This window comes from Nocardioides sp. GXQ0305, assembly GCF_050880345.1.
Lineage (GTDB): Bacteria > Actinomycetota > Actinomycetes > Propionibacteriales > Nocardioidaceae > Nocardioides.
In genome coordinates this window covers 335,264-351,369 of sequence record NZ_JBNYXG010000002.1, presented here as the reverse complement: position 1 = coordinate 351,369, position 16,106 = coordinate 335,264, and the positions used below count along the sequence as shown (strand labels likewise).

The window sequence follows — 16,106 nt, the reverse complement described above, 5'->3', positions numbered from 1 at the left end:
ACTCGACCGCTGACTCGGACATTGCTGGACTTCCTTCCGCCGTCCGGCGTCTCCGGAGCAGCCGGGCAGACTCTCAGACGCCACCGACACTTCACCGCTCGGCCAGCTTGCTGACCGAGCCACGGAGAGCGTCCTCACCGGCCCGAACGTAGTGGTTGAGGACGGTTGCGAGCTTGTCGCCGAGGTACTGGGCGACGACCTCCCAGGGCTCGCCGAGCTCCTCGTGGAACCACTTGGTCGCGGCATGGTGGCGGAGGTTGCGGTAGACGATCGTCTTGGGCCAGGCGTTCTCAGGGTCGTGCTCGTCGACCCACGCGCGGACACGGTGCCAGCGCTCGTTGTGCATCTCGGGCTTCACCGGCAGTCCGGTCACAGTGTCGACGAAGAGCCACAGCTCGCCCTCGGGCGGCACTGGATAGTTCCACCAGGCGAGGTTCCGGTCCTTCTCGCGCGCTGCCAGCGACGCCCGGCGCTGGCGCTCGGCCTCCTGGGCGTTGATGACCTGCTGGAGCGATGCCTTCGCCGGAAGGTCCAGCAGTTCGCGGACGCGGGGGAGGAGCTCCTCGTGCATCAGCGACTTCGGCAGCGGCACCTCGTGGAGGACGTGGTTCTTCACCGGGCCGCGGAAGCCGGGCGCCTTGCGCGGGGTGATCCAGGAGCCGTTGACGTGGACGTAGCCGTGCTCGAAGAAGACGTCGATCGCCCGCAGCGCGTTCTGCTCGCCGAGCCTCAGCCCACCGAAGCCGGCGACGCGGATCTTCGTGCCGAACAGCGGCAGGCGGGTCATCAGCGGGTCAATGCCCTCCGGACCGCAGAGCTGGTCGGCGGCCGCGGCCATCGCCTTCACCTGACGAGTCTCCGGGCGCAGGCGCGGGTCGACGTACTGGGTAGTTGCTCCGTGCAGGACGTTCGCTCGCCTGATCTCCAGGCCGTCCAGCGGGTCGATGCTGCGGTCGAGCCAGCCCAGCCGCCAGGCGAGCTTGCGCATTGCCGATAGCTGGCCGCGGAGGTCCTCGCGGCCGCGTTGGGAGAAAAGCGTCTTGCTGCCCTTCTCCATCACCTTGCGGCTGTGCTCGACACGCCACTTCGTCACTGGCACGTCGCCGATGGTCGGGAGGATGTGGGCGTTGAGTCGCGACTCGCGCCCTTCCATCGTGCGCGGCTGCTTGCCTCGCTCACGACTGTCGCGCAGGTACTCCTCGCCGAGCATCCGGATCGTGCGGGAGGCGCGCACATCAGCGCCGACGGGCGTCGCCTGCTCGGTGTCGAGCGCGGCCTCGGCCTGAGCGAAGATCTTGCGGGCCTCCTCCTCGGAGGCGGCGCGACGCAGCACCCGCTTCCACGGCTCGCCGTCGCCGGCCGGCGCCTTGAAGTACACCTGGTACTTGTTGCTGCCCGGTGCCGGTGCGTAGACACGCACCCGCCACGGCCGCGTGCTGCCGCCGAGGGTGCGCGGCTTGCCCTGTGCGAGCAGCTTCGGCTGAGAACGCGCCGCCACGAGACCTCCTACGCTGGAGAAGCCCATCGTACGCCGGTTTCGTGCATCACTCTCGTGCATCACTCAAGGGAAAAGTGATGCACGTGCCACTCATCAGGAGTCACAGGAATGGCCAATCGCCTCGCCAACGCTACCAGCCCGTATTTGCTCCAACACGCGGAGAATCCGGTGGATTGGTGGGAGTGGGGACCCGAAGCCTTCGAGGAAGCCAGGCGCCGTGATGCACCAATCTTGTTGTCCGTGGGCTACGCCGCCTGCCACTGGTGCCACGTGATGGCGCACGAGTCGTTCGAGGACGACGCGACCGCGGCGCTGATGAACGAGCACTTCGTGAGCATCAAGGTGGACCGCGAGGAGCGGCCGGACGTCGACGCGGTCTACATGAACGCGACCACCGCGATGACCGGTCACGGCGGCTGGCCGATGACCGTCGTGCTCGACCACGACGCCCGGCCGTTCTTCGCCGGGACCTACTTCCCCGACCAGCCGCGGCACGGGCAGCCGGCCTTCCGGCAGATCCTGGCCGCCGTGTCCGAGGCCTGGCGCGACCGCGGGGACGAGGTCCAGCGGGTGGCCGAGCGGCTCGGCGACCACCTGAGCCAGCCCCTGGCTGCCGCGGCGGCGCCGATCGGCCGGGAGACCCTCGACACGGCGGTCGACCTGCTCGCCCGGGAGTTCGACGCGGAGCGGGGTGGCTTCGGGGGAGCGCCGAAGTTCCCGCCCTCGATGGTGCTCGAGTTCCTGCTGCGCGAGGGCTCGGAGCGCGCGCGGGCGATGGCGGCGCAGACCCTGGAGGCGATGGCCCGCGGCGGGATCCACGACCAGCTCGGCGGTGGGTTCGCCCGCTACAGCGTCGACGCCGACTGGGTGGTGCCCCACTTCGAGAAGATGCTCTACGACAACGCTCTGCTGCTCCGCGTGTACGCCGAGTGGGCCGCCCGGTGTGACAGTGCCGAGGGCGTGTGGGCTGCCGAGGGCATCGCCGACTTCCTGCTCGGGGAGCTGCGCACCCCCGAGGGTGGCTTCGCCTCCGCCCTCGACGCCGACTCCGAGGGCGCCGAGGGGACCTACTACGTCTGGACGCCCGCCCAGCTGACCTCGGTGCTCGGACCCGACGACGGCGCCTGGGCCGCCCGCTGGCTGGGCGTGACCGAGGCCGGCACGTTCGAGAACGGCACCTCCACGCTGCAGCTGCGCGAGGACCCCGACGACCTCGACCGGTGGTTCGACGTGCAGCGACGGCTGCGCGAGGCCCGGGCCGCGCGCCCGAGGCCGGCCCGCGACGACAAGGTCGTGGCCGCGTGGAACGGGCTCGCGATCTCGGGACTGTGCCGCGCCGGGACGCTGCTCGGGCAGCCGGCGTACGTCGAGGCGGCCGTGGCCGCCGGCGAGCTGCTGTGGGACCGGCACCTGGTCGACGGGCGGCTCCGGCGGGTCTCCCGGGACGGGGTCGTGGGGTCGCCGGCCGGGGTGCTGGAGGACCACGGGTGCGTGGCGGCCGGGTTCCTCGACCTGCTCCAGGCGACCGGCGACGCGGCCTGGCTGGAGCGGGCACGCGTGGTGCTCGATGCCGCGCTGGAGCACTTCGCGGCCGACGACGGTGGCTTCTTCGACACCGCCGACGACGCCGAGGCGCTGGTGGCGCGGCCGCGTGACCCGTCCGACAACGCCTCCCCGTCCGGGTTGTCGGCCATGGTGCACGCGCTGGCGGACTACGCGGCCCTCACCGGCTCCGGTCGCCACCGCGACGCCGCGGAGGCGGCCCTGGCCACGGTCGCGCCGATCGCCGAGCGGGCGCCGCGCTTCGCGGGATGGTCCCTGGCCGCCGCGGTGTCGATGCTCGACGGTCCCGAGGAGGTCGCCGTGGTCGGCCCGCCCGGCCCGGACCGCGACGCGCTCGAGGCGGCGGCCCGACGGCGCCCCGGCGCGGTCGTGCTGGTGGCCGACGGGCCCCGCGACGACGTCCCCCTGCTGGTCGGGCGGGAGCCCGTCGACGGCCGCCCGGCGGCGTACGTCTGCCGGCGGCTGGTGTGCGAGCGGCCGGTGACCGACCCGGCGTTGCTGTGATGCCGGTTGCCGGCCGTCAGCGCAGCGAGTACGTCGCCAGCGAGACGCCGACGTAGTGGGTCACGAACGCCAGGATCGTCAGCGTGTGGAAGACCTCGTGGAAGCCGAACCAGCGGGGCCAGGGGTTGGGGAACTGCGTGCCGTAGACCAGGCCGCCGACGGTGTAGAGACCGCCCCCGACGATGACCAGCACGATGATGGCGGTGCCGATGGCCTCGCCGTACCCCATCGCCCCGGTGATGAAGTCGCCGAAGAAGAAGACCGGCGCCCAGCCGAGGGCGATGTAGATCGGCGCCGAGAGCCAGCGCGGGGCACCGCCCCACAGCACCTTCATCGCGACGCCGGCGAGCGCGCCGCCCCACGTGATGCCGAGCATCGTCCACCGGTCGGCGCCGTCGAGCAGCAGGATCGCGAACGGCGTGCAGGAGCCGGCGATCAGCACGAAGATGTTCGCGTGGTCGAAACGCTTCAGGAACGCGTGCACGCGTGGTGACCACGTCCCGCGGTGGTAGACCGCGGACACCGTGAACAGCACCAGCGCGGACCCGGCGAAGACGGCCGACCCGACCCGCGTCGGGGCCGTGGGGGACAGTGCGATCAGCACGATCCCGGCGGCCAGCGTGAGCGGCGCGTTGACGAGGTGGAGCCAGCCGCGCAGCTTCGGCTTGACGTGCCGGGTGAGCTCGGCGACGTCGTGGGCGAGGTGGTCCAGCCCCTGGCGCACGACGTCGTTCATGACCACGAGGCTACGGGACCCGCGGTCGGCGTGAAGCAGAACGCGAGCAGGATCACGGGGTCTATCATCGGCAGTCGTGGCCACCCTGCGAAGCGTGAAGGACGCCGTCAGGAGCGCCCTCTACCCCGCCTACGAGGCGCGGATGGTGAAGGCGCTGCCGGCCGACCGGATCCCGAAGCACGTCGGCGTGATGCTCGACGGGAACCGCCGCTGGGCGCGCGCAGTCGGGCACGACAGCGCCCACGGCCACCGGGTCGGGGCGGCCAACATCGAGCCGTTGCTCGACTGGTGCGAGGAGGTCGGCGTCGAGGTGGTCACGCTGTGGCTGCTCTCCACCGACAACCTCAACCGCGGCACCGACGAGCTCGACCCGCTGCTCGACATCATCGGCGACGCGGTCACCGCCCTCGCGGAGCAGCGCCGGTGGCGGCTGCACCCGGTGGGTGCGCTGGACCTGCTGCCGGCCCGGGTCTCCGCCCGGCTGAAGCAGGCGGCCGACGAGACCCGCGACGTCGAGGGGCTGCTGGTCAACGTCGCCGTGGGGTACGGCGGTCGGCGCGAGATCGCGGACGCCGTACGCTCCCTGCTCGCCGAGCACGCCACCCGGGGCACCAGCCTCGAGGAGCTCGCGCAGGTGATCGACGTCGAGCACATCGCCGACCACCTCTACACCAAGGGCCAGCCCGACCCCGACCTGGTCATCCGCACCTCGGGGGAGCAGCGGCTCGGCGGGTTCCTGCTCTGGCAGAGCGCGCGGTCGGAGTTCTACTTCTGCGAGGCCTACTGGCCCGACTTCCGCCGCGTCGACTTCTTGCGCGCCATCCGGGCGTACGCCCAGCGGGAGCGCCGGTTCGGGTCGTGAGGGCGGGCGGCGGTTTCCCCGCCTGAGCGGGGAAACTGGAGCCTGGAGGGGGAAACTTCCCGCGCCAACCGTCAGTTTCCCCGCCTGAGCGGGGAAACCGACCGAGGCGACCCCGCCACGATTCCTTCACCTTCCTGTCACCCCTGATTCGGGCGTGTCGCGACAGTCGGGGTGGGCGGCGGGCGTACTTTCGCGGGTATCGGCGAGTGGGGAAGCTCGTCGTGCTGGGAGGGCAGTTCGTGACCTATCACGACCGTCGGTCACCACGGGGATCCCGCGGCGACCACGGGGACCGGCACTCCGGTCCACCGCGCCCTGTCCGGTCCACCGCGTAGGAACAAGGACCGGGCGAGGAGTGCGCGCGCCGGTCCGTGAGGGGTGACATCGTGCCGACCACGGCCCAGAAGTCCCAGGCGCCCGCCTCCAGCTCCCCGTCCGCCGCGACACCTCCGGGCGCCACCCGGACGTTCGTGCTCGACACCAGCGTGCTGCTCGCCGACCCCGGCGCCATCAGGCGCTTCCACGAGCACGAGGTGGTGCTGCCGGTCGTGGTGATCACCGAGCTCGAGGCCAAGCGGCACCACCCCGAGCTGGGCTACTTCGCCCGGTCGGCGCTACGGCTGCTCGACGAGCTGAGGGTGACCCACGGACGCCTCGACGAGGCGGTGCCCATCGGCGACGAGGACGGCACGGTCCGGGTCGAGCTCAACCACACCGACGCCGACTCGCTCCCGTCCGGCTTCCGGCTGGGCGACAACGACACCCGGATCCTCGCGGTCGCGCGCAACCTGGCCGACGAGGGCCACGCGGTCACCCTGGTCTCCAAGGACCTCCCGATGCGGATCAAGGCCTCCGCGGTCGGCCTGGACGCCGAGGAGTACCGCGCCGAGTCCGGTCTCAAGGGCTCCGACTCCGACACCGGCTACACCGGCATGGCCGAGCTCGACGTGACCGCCGGCGAGCTCGACGAGCTCTACGAGGACGGCACGGTCGATCTCGAGACCGCCCGCGAGCTGCCCTGCCACACCGGCCTGGTGCTGCTCTCCGAGCGTGGTACGGCGCTGGGCCGGGTCGGCGCCGACAAGCAGGTCCAGCTGGTGCGCGGCGACCGGGAGGCGTTCGGCATCCACGGCCGCTCGGCCGAGCAGCGGGTGGCGCTGGAGATGCTGCTCGACCCCGAGGTCGGGATCGTGTCGCTGGGCGGCCGCGCCGGCACCGGCAAGTCCGCACTGGCCCTGTGCGCCGGGCTGGAGGCGGTGCTCGAGCGTCGCCAGCACCAGAAGGTGGTCGTCTTCCGGCCGCTGTTCGCAGTCGGCGGCCAGGAGCTGGGCTACCTCCCGGGCTCGGAGGCCGAGAAGATGAACCCCTGGGCGCAGGCGGTCTTCGACACCCTGGGGGCGGTCACCTCCCGCGACGTGATCGACGAGGTGCTCGACCGCGGGATGCTCGAGGTGCTGCCGCTCACCCACATCCGGGGCCGTTCCCTGCACGACGCCTTCGTCATCGTCGACGAGGCCCAGTCGCTGGAGCGCAACGTGCTGCTGACCGTGCTGTCCCGGATCGGTGCCAACTCCAAGGTGGTGCTCACCCACGACGTCGCGCAGCGCGACAACCTCCGGGTGGGGCGGCACGACGGCGTGGTCGCCGTGGTCGAGAAGCTCAAGGGTCACCCGCTGTTCGCCCACGTGACGCTCACCCGCAGCGAGCGCTCGCCCATCGCTGCCCTGGTCACCGAGATGCTGGAGAACGTCACGCTCTGAGCGCCGTACACCCGGCCGGGCCGCCGTGACCACGGCGACCCGACCGGGTGGTCTGTCGCGTGACCTGAGCGACAGGTGTGGCTCGTGGGGTCCCGTGTGACCGGTATCGCATGGTGCATCCGGGTCATTTCCCGGCGTTCGGTTTGCATGACCACGTCAGGTGCGGCAGGGTGCCTCGTGATCATTTCGTGACCTCGGTGGTTCGGGCCCCTTGTCGCAGTGATTGCCCTGACCCCCTGTTTCCGACCCCCGTTAGCGACTCATGTCCCTCACCTCCCCTGCACGTCAGAAGTACGCGCCCCGACACCGGCAGACGCGCGCCAACCGCTTCGCGCGGTCCGCGCCCGGGACGGTGGTGCGCAACACGATGCTGCTCTCATCGGTCGCCGTGGCGGCGACCGGCGCGTCGGTCGTGGGCGGGGTGCTCGACGCAGACGGCGAGACGGAGCCCGCTGCGGCCGACACCACCTCGACCGACACCACCTCGACCGCCCCCATCGCGGCCTCGCTGAGCCAGGCCGAGATGGAGGACCGGCGCGACACCGTCTCCCGCTCCGACAGCCGGGGCCGCACCGACGAGACCAAGGCCGCGGCGCTCTCCCAGGACGGCGGCGGCGGGGTCACCCGGTCCGAGGAGGTCTCCAGCGGCGACCCGCGCGAGATCGCCCAGGCGCTGCTGCCGGCGTACGGCTTCTCCGGGGACCAGTTCGGTTGCCTGGACTCGCTCTACGTCAGCGAGAGCAACTGGCGCGTGGACGCCGACAACCCGACCTCGTCGGCGTACGGCATCCCGCAGGCGCTCACCTCGATGCACGACCTGCCCGCCGACTACATGACCTCCGCGGAGTCCCAGATCCGCTGGGGTCTGGACTACATCGCCGACTCCTACGGCTCCCCCTGCGCTGCCTGGGAGTTCAAGCAGGCCAACAACTGGTACTGAGGGCCGCGAGGCTGGCCATGTGGAGCGCCACGTGCCTACCATCGTGGCCCCCCGACCCCCCTGGAGGACCCCCCATGGCTCGCCTCTTCCGGCGGCTCGTCACCGCCACCGTCGCCGCACTCGCCGTCACGATCTCGCTCGTGGCGCTGGGCTCGGGCCCTGCCACCGCCGACCAGCCGGAGGGCTACGGCCCTGCCGACCCGTTCGACGACTCCATCAAGCCGGACGACGGGCCCCAGGAGTCGGTGCGGGGACAGGCCAAGATCGCCCGCACCCGGTACGGCTACCGGCTCACGGCTGCCGAGCAGAACTCGCGCCTCAGGATCACGATGACCGACAACGGCCGGTTGCGCTTCCGTGACACCCGGGTCGACTCGTGGAAGTCGCTCCCGAGGGCCTGCGACCGCCAGCGGGTGGACCCCGGGGTCGCCGCGACCTGCCGCGTTCCTGCCGACGCCACCGCCGACGACCACGCGCTGATCGAGGTGCGGCCGCGGCTGGGCAACGACCGCGTCGACGGGCGCGGCCTGCCCGCCATCCTCGACATGGCCGTGCTCGGGGACGCCGGGCGGGACTCACTGTACGGCGGCCGCGGCGACGACTACCTCGGCGGCGCGATGGACCGCGACATCTCGGTCGGCGGAGCCGGCAAGGACTGGATCCGGGGCGGCGACAGCCGCGACCGGCTCTGGGGCGGCGCCGACGCTGACTGCATCGTCGGGATGTCCGGACGCGACAGGATCCGCGGGGGCAGCGGGGTCGACCGCACCTTCCAGTGACCCGGGCCGTCTCGACCCTGCGTCGAGCGCTCAGGGGTGGGTCATCGACTCCACGTCGAGGGCCTCGTCGAGCTGGGCCTCGGTGAGCTCGCCCCGCTCGAGGTAGCCCATCGCGATCACGGTGTCGCGGATGGTGGCGCCGTCGGCCATGGCCCGCTTGGCGATCTTGGCGGCCTCCTCGTAACCGATGACCCGGTTGAGGGGGGTCACGATCGAGGGGGAGGACTCGGCGTACGCGCGCATCCGCTCGGCGTCGGCCTCGATCCCGTCGACGCAACGCTCGGCGAGCAGCCGCGTGCTCGTGGCCAGGAGCCGGACCGACTCGAGCACGTTGCGGGCGAGGACCGGCATCATGACGTTGAGCTCGAAGCTGCCGGCCGCACCCGCCCACGCGACGGCCGCGTCGTTGCCGACGACCTGGGCACACACCATGAGGGTCGCCTCGGGCAGGACCGGGTTGACCTTCCCCGGCATGATGCTCGACCCCGGCTGCAGGTCCGGCAGCCGGATCTCGGCGAGCCCGGTGGTGGGTCCGCTGGCCAGCCAGCGCAGGTCGTTGCAGATCTTGGTGAGGCCGACCGCGATGGTGCGCAGGACGCCGCTGAGCTCGACCAGCGAGTCGCGGCCACCCTGGGCCTCGAAGTGGTCGCGGGCCTCGGTGAACGGCTGGCCGGTGAGCTCGCCCAGCGCCTCGATCGCGCCGGCGGCGAAGCCCTCGGGGGTGTTGATGCCGGTGCCGACGGCGGTGCCGCCGAGCGGCAGCTCGCGCACCCGGGGGAGGACGGAGTCGAGGCGCTCCTGCGCGAGTGACAGCACGGCCGCGTAGCCGCCGAGCTCCTGGCCGAGCATGACCGGCGTCGCGTCCATCAGGTGGGTCCGGCCGGACTTCACCAGCCCGGCGTACTCCTCGGCCTTGGCGCGGAGGCTGTCGCGGAGCACGGTGAGCGCCGGTTGCAGGTCCTCCACGACGGCCAGGGCGGCCGCGACGTGGATCGCGGTCGGGAAGGTGTCGTTGCTGGACTGGCTGGCGTTGACGTGGTCGTTGGGGTGGACGTCGGTTCCGCCGCGGGAGGCGAGCGAGGCGAGCACCTCGTTCATGTTCATGTTGGAGCTGGTGCCGGACCCGGTCTGGAACACGTCGACCGGGAAGTGGTCGAGGTGCTCGCCGGCAGCCACGGCGGCCGCGGCGTGCTCGATCGCCTGCGCCTGCCCCGGGTCGACCACGCCCAGGCGGCCGTTGGCCCGGGCCGCCGCCTGCTTGACCAGGGCCAGGGCCTGGACCAGCCGCGGCTCGATCGGGGTGCCACTGACGGGGAAGTTGTCGACCGCCCGCTGGGTCTGCGCCCGCCAGAGTGCGGCGGCGGGTACCCGCACCTCGCCCATCGAGTCGTGCTCTGTCCGGTAGTCGTCGGTCATGCTCCCGACGCTACAAGGCGCCGCGCCGCGGGGGTTCAGCCCGTGGCGCGCATCCGGTTGTTGCGGGGGAGGTGCTCGAGCTCGGCCAGGCCGAGGTGCTCCAGCACGGGAGGGACGTAGGTGCCGAAACGGCCGCGGTAGCCCTTGCGGAGGCCGTACCACCCCCCGACGGGGTTGTCCTCCGACCTCGCCCACGCCTCGACCGTCCCGGGCTTGGCGGGCTTCTGCTCGTCGGCGTTGCCGAGCGGCATCCAGTCGCCGTGCTCGACGAGCATCGCGTGCAGGTCGGCGATGCTGCGCCACTGGTAGCTCAGCGTGGTCGACCCGACCCGGATGGCGAGGGCGTCCCGCTCCTCGTCGTGCCAGGCGTCGAACTCCGAGCTGCCCGGCGGGGTGGTGAGGATCCACGGGTCCTCGGCGGTGCCGTTCCCCTCGACGTGGTCGATCATGCGGTGCCCCGCTCGTGGTCGAGCGGCCGGTCCTTGGACCGGGTCTCGGCGGCACGCCTGAGTCCGGAGGTGAAGGCGTCGAACGACGGTTGCAGGTCGGGGATCGACCGGGTGATCGCCGGGGCGAGGAGGCCGGAGTACGACTCCTCCATCGAGAACGACGTCCGATCCGGGGCGCGCGCCTCCAGCCGGTAGCGGCGGGTGCCGCTGAACAGGCCGAGCGGCAGGCCGCCCCGCAGCACCAGGCTGCTCCCCGGCTCCCGCTCCGTGACGAGGAGCCGGAACGGTCGGCTGCTCTCCGTGACGTGGATGGTCACCCGGCCGCCCTCGTCGAGGGTCCCCTCGACCCGATCCAGGCCCGGGTCCCAGGAGGGCCAGGCCGCGACGTCCAGCAGCGTGTCCCACACCCGCGCGGCAGGGGCGGCGATCTCGGTCCGGGCTGCGAAGTGCCTCATGGCGACCATGGTGCCGACCCATACCTGACATCATGTGTCAGTGATCGGTCGGGAGAAGTGAGCGCGCAGCGGCTGCTGAGCCTGCTCCTGCTGCTGAAGAACGGCGGCCGGATGAGCGCACGCGAGCTCGCGGACCGGCTCGAGGTGTCCTCACGCACCGTGCTCCGCGACCTGGACCGGCTCAGCTCGTCGGGTGTGCCCGTGTACGCCGTGCGGGGCTGCCAGGGCGGCTTCGAGCTGCTCGACACCTTCGACCACGACGTGCCGGCGCTGCCGGCGGGCATCGTGGCGCCGGCCGGCCAGCTGCGCCGGGTCCGGGTCCGGCTGTCGCCGGCGGCGCTCCAGCTCGCGCTCGTCCTGGGCCGACCCGAGGGGTGGCGGTCGCGCCCCGGCGCCGAGCCTGGCCCCGACCGACCCGGCTGGGTCGAGGGGTCGTTCCGGTTCCCGTCGTACGAGGTGGCCGCCCAGGAGCTGCTGGCGCTCGGGGCCGACGTGGAGGTGCTGCTGCCGCTGACGATGCGGCGCACCATGGCCGAGCTCGGCCGGCACATCGCCGCCCTGCACGCTTGACTATTGGTAACGAAACGGTTACCAATAGTCCATGGACCCGTTCGCCGCGCTCGCCGACCCGGTCCGCCGCGACCTGCTCCGTCGGCTGGCCCGGGGCCCGGCGCGGGTGGTCGACCTCGCCGCCGACCACCCGGTGAGCCGCCCCGCCATCAGCCGCCACCTGCGGCTGCTGGGAGAGGCCGCCCTCGTCGAGGTCGAGGACCGCGGCCGCGAGCGCCACTACACGCTGGCCAGACCCGGGCTGCGGCCGGTCGCCGACCTGCTACGCGAGCTGCGCGGCCCCGTGCCCGAGCACCTGCTCGACGGCCTCGAGCTCGAGGTCCGCCGTACCGGCAGGGAGCGACGCCCGACCCCGACCGACTCCGCCCACGACGAGGAGACCGCATGACTCACCCCACCGCCACCGGGCGCCGCGACCAGCGCGACGGGACGACGTACGTCGAGTTCCGCCGTGAGTTCCGCGCGCCGATCACCGACGTCTGGGCGTCCGTGACCGAGCCCGCGCGGCTGGAACGCTGGATCGGCACCTGGTCCGGCGACCCGGCCAGCGGCTCGATCGAGTTCCGGATGACGGCCGAGGGGGAGGACGCGCCGGCCGAGACGCACCGGATCGTGGCGTGCGACCCGCCGCGGCACCTGGTCACCGAGTCGACCGGAGCGGGCGAGGAGACCGTGTGGCGGCTCGAGCTCGACCTGGCGGAGGCCGGCGGCGTGACGGTGCTGACCTTCGCCCAGCGCCTCGAGGAGGCGATCCAGGTCGAGAGCGTCGGGCCGGGCTGGGACTACTACCTCGACCGGCTGGTCGTCGCCCACGACGGCCGCGACGTGGCCGGGGTGGTGTGGGACGACTACTACCCGGCCCTGGCCGACCACTACCGCGCCGAGTTCGGCTAGGCCCGCCCGCGCACCGTCCACGCCGACGCCGTGACCTCGAAGGGCGCCGTGGGCAGCTGCGCCGCGCACGCGTCACGCACCCGCTGCCGGTCCGCCTCGTCCAGCCGGTCGACGTAGGCGCCGGCCGGCCCGACCCCGAAGGTGTAGGGCTCCCACCACTCCTCGAAGCTCTCGTACGGCACGGTCACGGTGAGCACCGTCTCGTCGAGGTCGTCCAGGCCGGCGTCCTCGAAGAGCTGGCGCAGGTGGCCCTCGCGTGAGCCGGGAGGGTCGCTCTCGTCGCGCGCGCCGGGGTGGACGTCCGCGACACCTCGCCAGAACGGCGACGACGGTCCTCGGCCGCCGCCGTGGTCCCAGACCGAGGCGACCACCGGACCGCCCGGACGCGTGACCCGGGCCATCTCGCGCAGGCCCGCCACCGGGTCGCTCATGAAGTGCACCACCAGCTGGGCCAACGTCGCATCGAACCCGTGGTCGGGAAACGGCAGCGCCTCGGCACTCGCCTCACGGACGTCCACGCCCGGAAGGCGGGCGGCGACGGCGGCGACGAACGACGAGGACGGGTCGATCGCGGTGACCCGGCCGGTGCCGGCGACGGCGACCAGCCGCGCGGTCAGCGCCCCCGGTCCGCAGCCCACGTCGAGCACTCGGTCGGTGGCCCGCAGGCCGGCCATCGCCACGAGCTGATCGGCCAACGGCTCGGAGTATCTCCCCATGAACCGGCCGTAGGCGTCGGCGGTGACGTCGAAGAGCATCCATCCACTCTAGGCGCGGGCCACCCGACCGACCAGCAGCCAGTACTGCTCGTCGCGGTCCTGGAGCCGCACCGGCTGCGGCACGGCCGCCGCCTCGTCGAACACCGCCGCCATGGTCTGCCGCAGCGCCGGCGCGTCGTCCATCGACCAGATCGCCAGCGCTCCGCCGGGCCGCAGGAGCCGCCGCGCCTCGGCGAGGAACCCCTCCTCGTAGATCCGGGCGTTGGACTCGTGGACCAGGAAGTTCGGGCCGTTGTCGACGTCGAGCAGCACCAGGTCGTACGACGCCGGCGGCCCCTCGGCCAGCGCGACCGTGACGTCGGCGACGACCGGGTTCGCGCGCGCGTCGGCCAGCATCGTCTGCCCGTGGCCGATCGTCCCGTCGCGCATCCAGCCGACGAGGGCCTCCTCGATCTCCACGACCGTGCACCGCTCGACGCGCGGGTCGGCGAGCACCTCGTGCATGGTGAAGCCCAGGCCCATCCCACCGACGAGCACGTCACGTGGGTCCTCGACCAGCGCCAGGGCCGAGGTGGCGAGCGCCCGCTCGCTGGTGAACTCCGCGCTGTCCATCACGAAGACGCCGTTCGCCCGCAGCTCGAGGATCGCCGGCCCGCCGGCCTCCTGCCGCTGGCGCAGCACCAGCTCGCCGCGCTCGGACTCCGCACGGGCCAGCTCGACGTACTCCACGGGCAGGACGCTACGTGGTGACGACGCGTGCGGCCCGCACCGGTCTCGACACGCTCCGTCGCGGGTCCGTCGGCCCTCAGTCGAAGATGTCGCTGAGCCAGCTCTCCTTGCGCTTCTTGCGGTAGGGCTGCTGCTGCGGGTATCGCTGGGGATCGGCGTACCGCTGCTGGTAGTGCTGCTGCCGCTCGTCCCTCTCGCGTTCGTAGGACGAGGCTCGCCCCTCGGGCGCTGCGGCGTAGTCCGTCGAGCGCTCGATCAGCTTGTCCAGCTCACCCCGGTCCAGCCAGACTCCGCGGCAGTCGGGGCAGTAGTCGATCTCGATCCCGCTGCGCTCGCTCATGGTGAGCGTCGTTCCGTCGTTGGGACACTTCATGTCGGCTCCTGTCGTCACCCCGAGGAACGAGGACGCCACCTGCGGGGTTCCCGGGTCACTCCCGCGACCGCACCCGGAGGCCCGTGAGCGGGATCGTCGTGGTGCCGGCGGGGTCGGTGAAGAAGTCGTTGCCCTCGTGGTCGACCACGATGAACGCCGGGAAGTCCTCGACCTCGATCTTCCAGACCGCCTCCATGCCGAGCTCCTCGTACTCGATCACGTCGACGGACCGGATGCAGTCCTGGGCCAGCCGCGCGGCCGGGCCGCCGATCGACCCGAGGTAGAAGCCGCCGTGCTGGCGGCAGGCGTCCGCGACGACCTTCGAGCGGTTGCCCTTGGCCAGCATCACCATCGAGCCACCGGCGGCCTGGAACTGCTCGACGTAGGAGTCCATCCGCCCCGCCGTGGTCGGGCCGAAGGAGCCCGACGGCATCCCCTCGGGCGTCTTGGCGGGGCCCGCGTAGTAGACCGGGTGGTCGCGGAGGTACGCCGGCATCTCCTCGCCGGCGTCGAGCCGCTCCTTGATCTTCGCGTGGGCGATGTCGCGGGCCACCACCAGCGGCCCCGTCAGCGAGAGCCGGGTCTTGACCGGGTGCCGGCGGAGCTCCGCCAGGATCTCCTCCATCGGCCGGGTGAGGTCGATCGGCACCACCTCGCCCCCGCTGATGGTCTCGGCGGTGCCGGCGTCCGGCATGTACTGCGCGGGGTCGGTCTCGAGCTGCTCGAGGAACACCCCCTCCGGCGTGATCTTGCCGAGGGCCTGCCGGTCGGCCGAGCAGGAGACCGCGATCGCGACCGGGCAGGACGCCCCGTGCCGCGGCAGCCGCACGACCCGGACGTCGTGGCAGAAGTACTTGCCGCCGAACTGCGCACCGATGCCGAACGACTGCGTCAGCTCGAACACCTGCTCCTCGAGGTCGAGGTCGCGGAACCCGTGGCCGGCCATCGACCCCTCGGTCGGGAGGCGGTCGAGGTAGTGGGCGGAGGCCAGCTTGGCCGTCTTGAGGGCGTACTCGGCCGACGTGCCGCCGATGACCACCGCGAGGTGGTAGGGCGGGCAGGCGGCGGTGCCGAGCGAGCGGATCTTCTCGTCGAGGTAGGTCAGGATCCGCTGCGGGTTGAGGATCGCCTTGGTCTCCTGGAACAGGAAGGACTTGTTGGCCGAGCCGCCGCCCTTGGCCATGAAGAGGAACTTGTACTCGGGGGCGTCACCGGGCACCGAGTAGAGCTCCACCTGCGCCGGCAGGTTGGAGCCGGTGTTCTTCTCCTCGAACATGGACAGCGGCGCCATCTGGCTGTAGCGGAGGTTGAGCCGCGTGTAGGCGTCGAACACCCCGCGGGAGATCCACTCGCCGTCGTCGGCCCCGGTCAGCACGCCCTCGGTCTTCTTGCCCATCACGATCGCGGTGCCGGTGTCCTGGCACATCGGCAGCACGCCGCCGGCGGAGATGTTGACGTTCTTGAGCAGGTCCAGCGCGACGAAGCGGTCGTTGCCCGACGCTTCCGGGTCGTCGATGATCCTCCGCAGCTGGGCGAGGTGGGCCGGCCGCAGGTAGTGGGCGATGTCGTGCATCGCCTCGTCGGTGAGCCGACGGATCGCCTCCGGTCGGACCTGGAGGAAGGTCCGGCTCTGCCCGTCGACCACGGCCTCGAAGGTCGACACCCCCTCGGTGGTCAGGAGGCGGTACGGCGTGTCGTCGGCCGCGGTCGGCAGCAGGTCGGAGTGGCGGAACTCGGGTGAGGTGCTCACCCCGGCAGGGTAGCCCGGAGCCGGGGTGCCGCCCAGGCCCTCCGTCGTGGGTATTCCGCGCGCGCCGGGGAGGTGCCACGCTGAGTTCGGAGGGTGTCGGCACGGGAGGCGC

At 72.1% G+C, this 16,106-nt stretch carries 17 protein-coding genes; 8 read left to right on the top strand and 9 right to left on the bottom strand.

The window, feature by feature from the left end; translation table 11 throughout:
* Nucleotides 1–91: 91 nt before the first annotated feature.
* Nucleotides 92–1,498, bottom strand: a complete 1,407-nt coding sequence (locus tag ACQ1X7_RS06550; RefSeq protein ID WP_432477364.1) for a hypothetical protein — start codon at nucleotides 1,496–1,498, stop codon at nucleotides 92–94.
* 108 nt (nucleotides 1,499–1,606) lie between these two features.
* On the opposite strand from ACQ1X7_RS06550, the gene ACQ1X7_RS06545 reads away from it, so the two are divergent.
* Entirely contained in the window at nucleotides 1,607–3,565 is a 1,959-nt protein-coding gene (locus tag ACQ1X7_RS06545; RefSeq protein WP_432477363.1) for a thioredoxin domain-containing protein, read from the top strand.
* Between the two features lie 16 nt (nucleotides 3,566–3,581).
* Here ACQ1X7_RS06545 and trhA read toward each other — a convergent pair whose 3' ends face one another.
* Entirely contained in the window at nucleotides 3,582–4,301 is a 720-nt protein-coding gene (gene trhA / locus ACQ1X7_RS06540; protein WP_432477362.1) for a PAQR family membrane homeostasis protein TrhA, read from the bottom strand.
* A gap of 76 nt (nucleotides 4,302–4,377) precedes the next feature.
* Between trhA and ACQ1X7_RS06535 the strand changes: the two genes are divergently transcribed.
* The 4 genes from ACQ1X7_RS06535 to ACQ1X7_RS06520 all read left to right on the top strand — a co-directional run bounded on the left by ACQ1X7_RS06535 (nucleotide 4,378) and on the right by ACQ1X7_RS06520 (nucleotide 8,642).
* Complete coding sequence (locus ACQ1X7_RS06535) at nucleotides 4,378–5,163, top strand: isoprenyl transferase (protein WP_432477361.1); 786 nt, start codon at nucleotides 4,378–4,380, stop codon at nucleotides 5,161–5,163.
* A gap of 386 nt (nucleotides 5,164–5,549) precedes the next feature.
* Nucleotides 5,550–6,923 (top strand): PhoH family protein, encoded by a 1,374-nt coding sequence (locus ACQ1X7_RS06530; RefSeq protein ID WP_432477360.1) that lies wholly within the window; start codon nucleotides 5,550–5,552, stop codon nucleotides 6,921–6,923.
* A gap of 262 nt (nucleotides 6,924–7,185) precedes the next feature.
* Nucleotides 7,186–7,863, top strand: coding sequence for a lytic transglycosylase domain-containing protein (locus tag ACQ1X7_RS06525; RefSeq protein WP_432477359.1), 678 nt, complete (start codon nucleotides 7,186–7,188; stop codon nucleotides 7,861–7,863).
* Nucleotides 7,864–7,937: 74 nt separating this feature from the next.
* Entirely contained in the window at nucleotides 7,938–8,642 is a 705-nt protein-coding gene (locus ACQ1X7_RS06520; protein ID WP_432477358.1) for a calcium-binding protein, read from the top strand.
* 30 nt (nucleotides 8,643–8,672) lie between these two features.
* On the opposite strand, the gene ACQ1X7_RS06515 is transcribed toward ACQ1X7_RS06520, so the two are convergent.
* The 3 genes from ACQ1X7_RS06515 to ACQ1X7_RS06505 are packed head-to-tail and all read right to left on the bottom strand — an operon-like array spanning nucleotide 8,673 to nucleotide 10,962.
* Nucleotides 8,673–10,058, bottom strand: a complete 1,386-nt coding sequence (locus ACQ1X7_RS06515) for a class II fumarate hydratase (RefSeq protein WP_432477357.1) — start codon at nucleotides 10,056–10,058, stop codon at nucleotides 8,673–8,675.
* Nucleotides 10,059–10,093: 35 nt separating this feature from the next.
* A complete protein-coding gene (locus tag ACQ1X7_RS06510) occupies nucleotides 10,094–10,507 on the bottom strand; it encodes a DUF6855 family protein (RefSeq protein ID WP_432477356.1) in 414 nt (137 codons plus the stop codon).
* A complete protein-coding gene (locus ACQ1X7_RS06505) occupies nucleotides 10,504–10,962 on the bottom strand; it encodes an SRPBCC family protein (protein ID WP_432477355.1) in 459 nt (152 codons plus the stop codon). Before ACQ1X7_RS06505 ends, ACQ1X7_RS06510 begins: the two co-directional genes overlap by 4 nt.
* A gap of 57 nt (nucleotides 10,963–11,019) precedes the next feature.
* Here ACQ1X7_RS06505 and ACQ1X7_RS06500 point away from each other — a divergent pair, with 57 nt between their 5' ends.
* From ACQ1X7_RS06500 to ACQ1X7_RS06490, 3 genes are read left to right on the top strand one after another with little or no spacing between them, the layout of a single operon-like run.
* Complete coding sequence (locus tag ACQ1X7_RS06500; protein ID WP_432477354.1) at nucleotides 11,020–11,532, top strand: HTH domain-containing protein; 513 nt, start codon at nucleotides 11,020–11,022, stop codon at nucleotides 11,530–11,532.
* A 31-nt stretch (nucleotides 11,533–11,563) separates the two neighbouring features.
* Complete coding sequence (locus tag ACQ1X7_RS06495; RefSeq protein WP_432477353.1) at nucleotides 11,564–11,920, top strand: ArsR/SmtB family transcription factor; 357 nt, start codon at nucleotides 11,564–11,566, stop codon at nucleotides 11,918–11,920.
* Nucleotides 11,917–12,426 carry an SRPBCC family protein gene (locus ACQ1X7_RS06490; RefSeq protein ID WP_432477352.1) on the top strand — a complete coding sequence of 170 codons (510 nt, stop codon included), beginning with the start codon at nucleotides 11,917–11,919 and terminating at the stop codon, nucleotides 12,424–12,426. Before ACQ1X7_RS06495 ends, ACQ1X7_RS06490 begins: the two co-directional genes overlap by 4 nt.
* Here the strand turns inward: ACQ1X7_RS06490 and ACQ1X7_RS06485 are convergent.
* From ACQ1X7_RS06485 to ACQ1X7_RS06470, 4 genes are all read right to left on the bottom strand, one after another.
* A complete protein-coding gene (locus tag ACQ1X7_RS06485) occupies nucleotides 12,423–13,181 on the bottom strand; it encodes a class I SAM-dependent methyltransferase (RefSeq protein ID WP_432477351.1) in 759 nt (252 codons plus the stop codon). The genes ACQ1X7_RS06490 and ACQ1X7_RS06485 overlap by 4 nt on opposite strands.
* 9 nt (nucleotides 13,182–13,190) lie before the next feature.
* Nucleotides 13,191–13,871, bottom strand: coding sequence for a spermidine synthase (locus ACQ1X7_RS06480; protein WP_432477350.1), 681 nt, complete (start codon nucleotides 13,869–13,871; stop codon nucleotides 13,191–13,193).
* 76 nt (nucleotides 13,872–13,947) lie between these two features.
* Nucleotides 13,948–14,244 (bottom strand): zf-TFIIB domain-containing protein, encoded by a 297-nt coding sequence (locus tag ACQ1X7_RS06475; RefSeq protein ID WP_432477349.1) that lies wholly within the window; start codon nucleotides 14,242–14,244, stop codon nucleotides 13,948–13,950.
* Between the two features lie 55 nt (nucleotides 14,245–14,299).
* A complete protein-coding gene (locus ACQ1X7_RS06470) occupies nucleotides 14,300–15,994 on the bottom strand; it encodes a fumarate hydratase (RefSeq protein ID WP_432477348.1) in 1,695 nt (564 codons plus the stop codon).
* Between the last annotated feature and the right edge of the window lie 112 nt (nucleotides 15,995–16,106).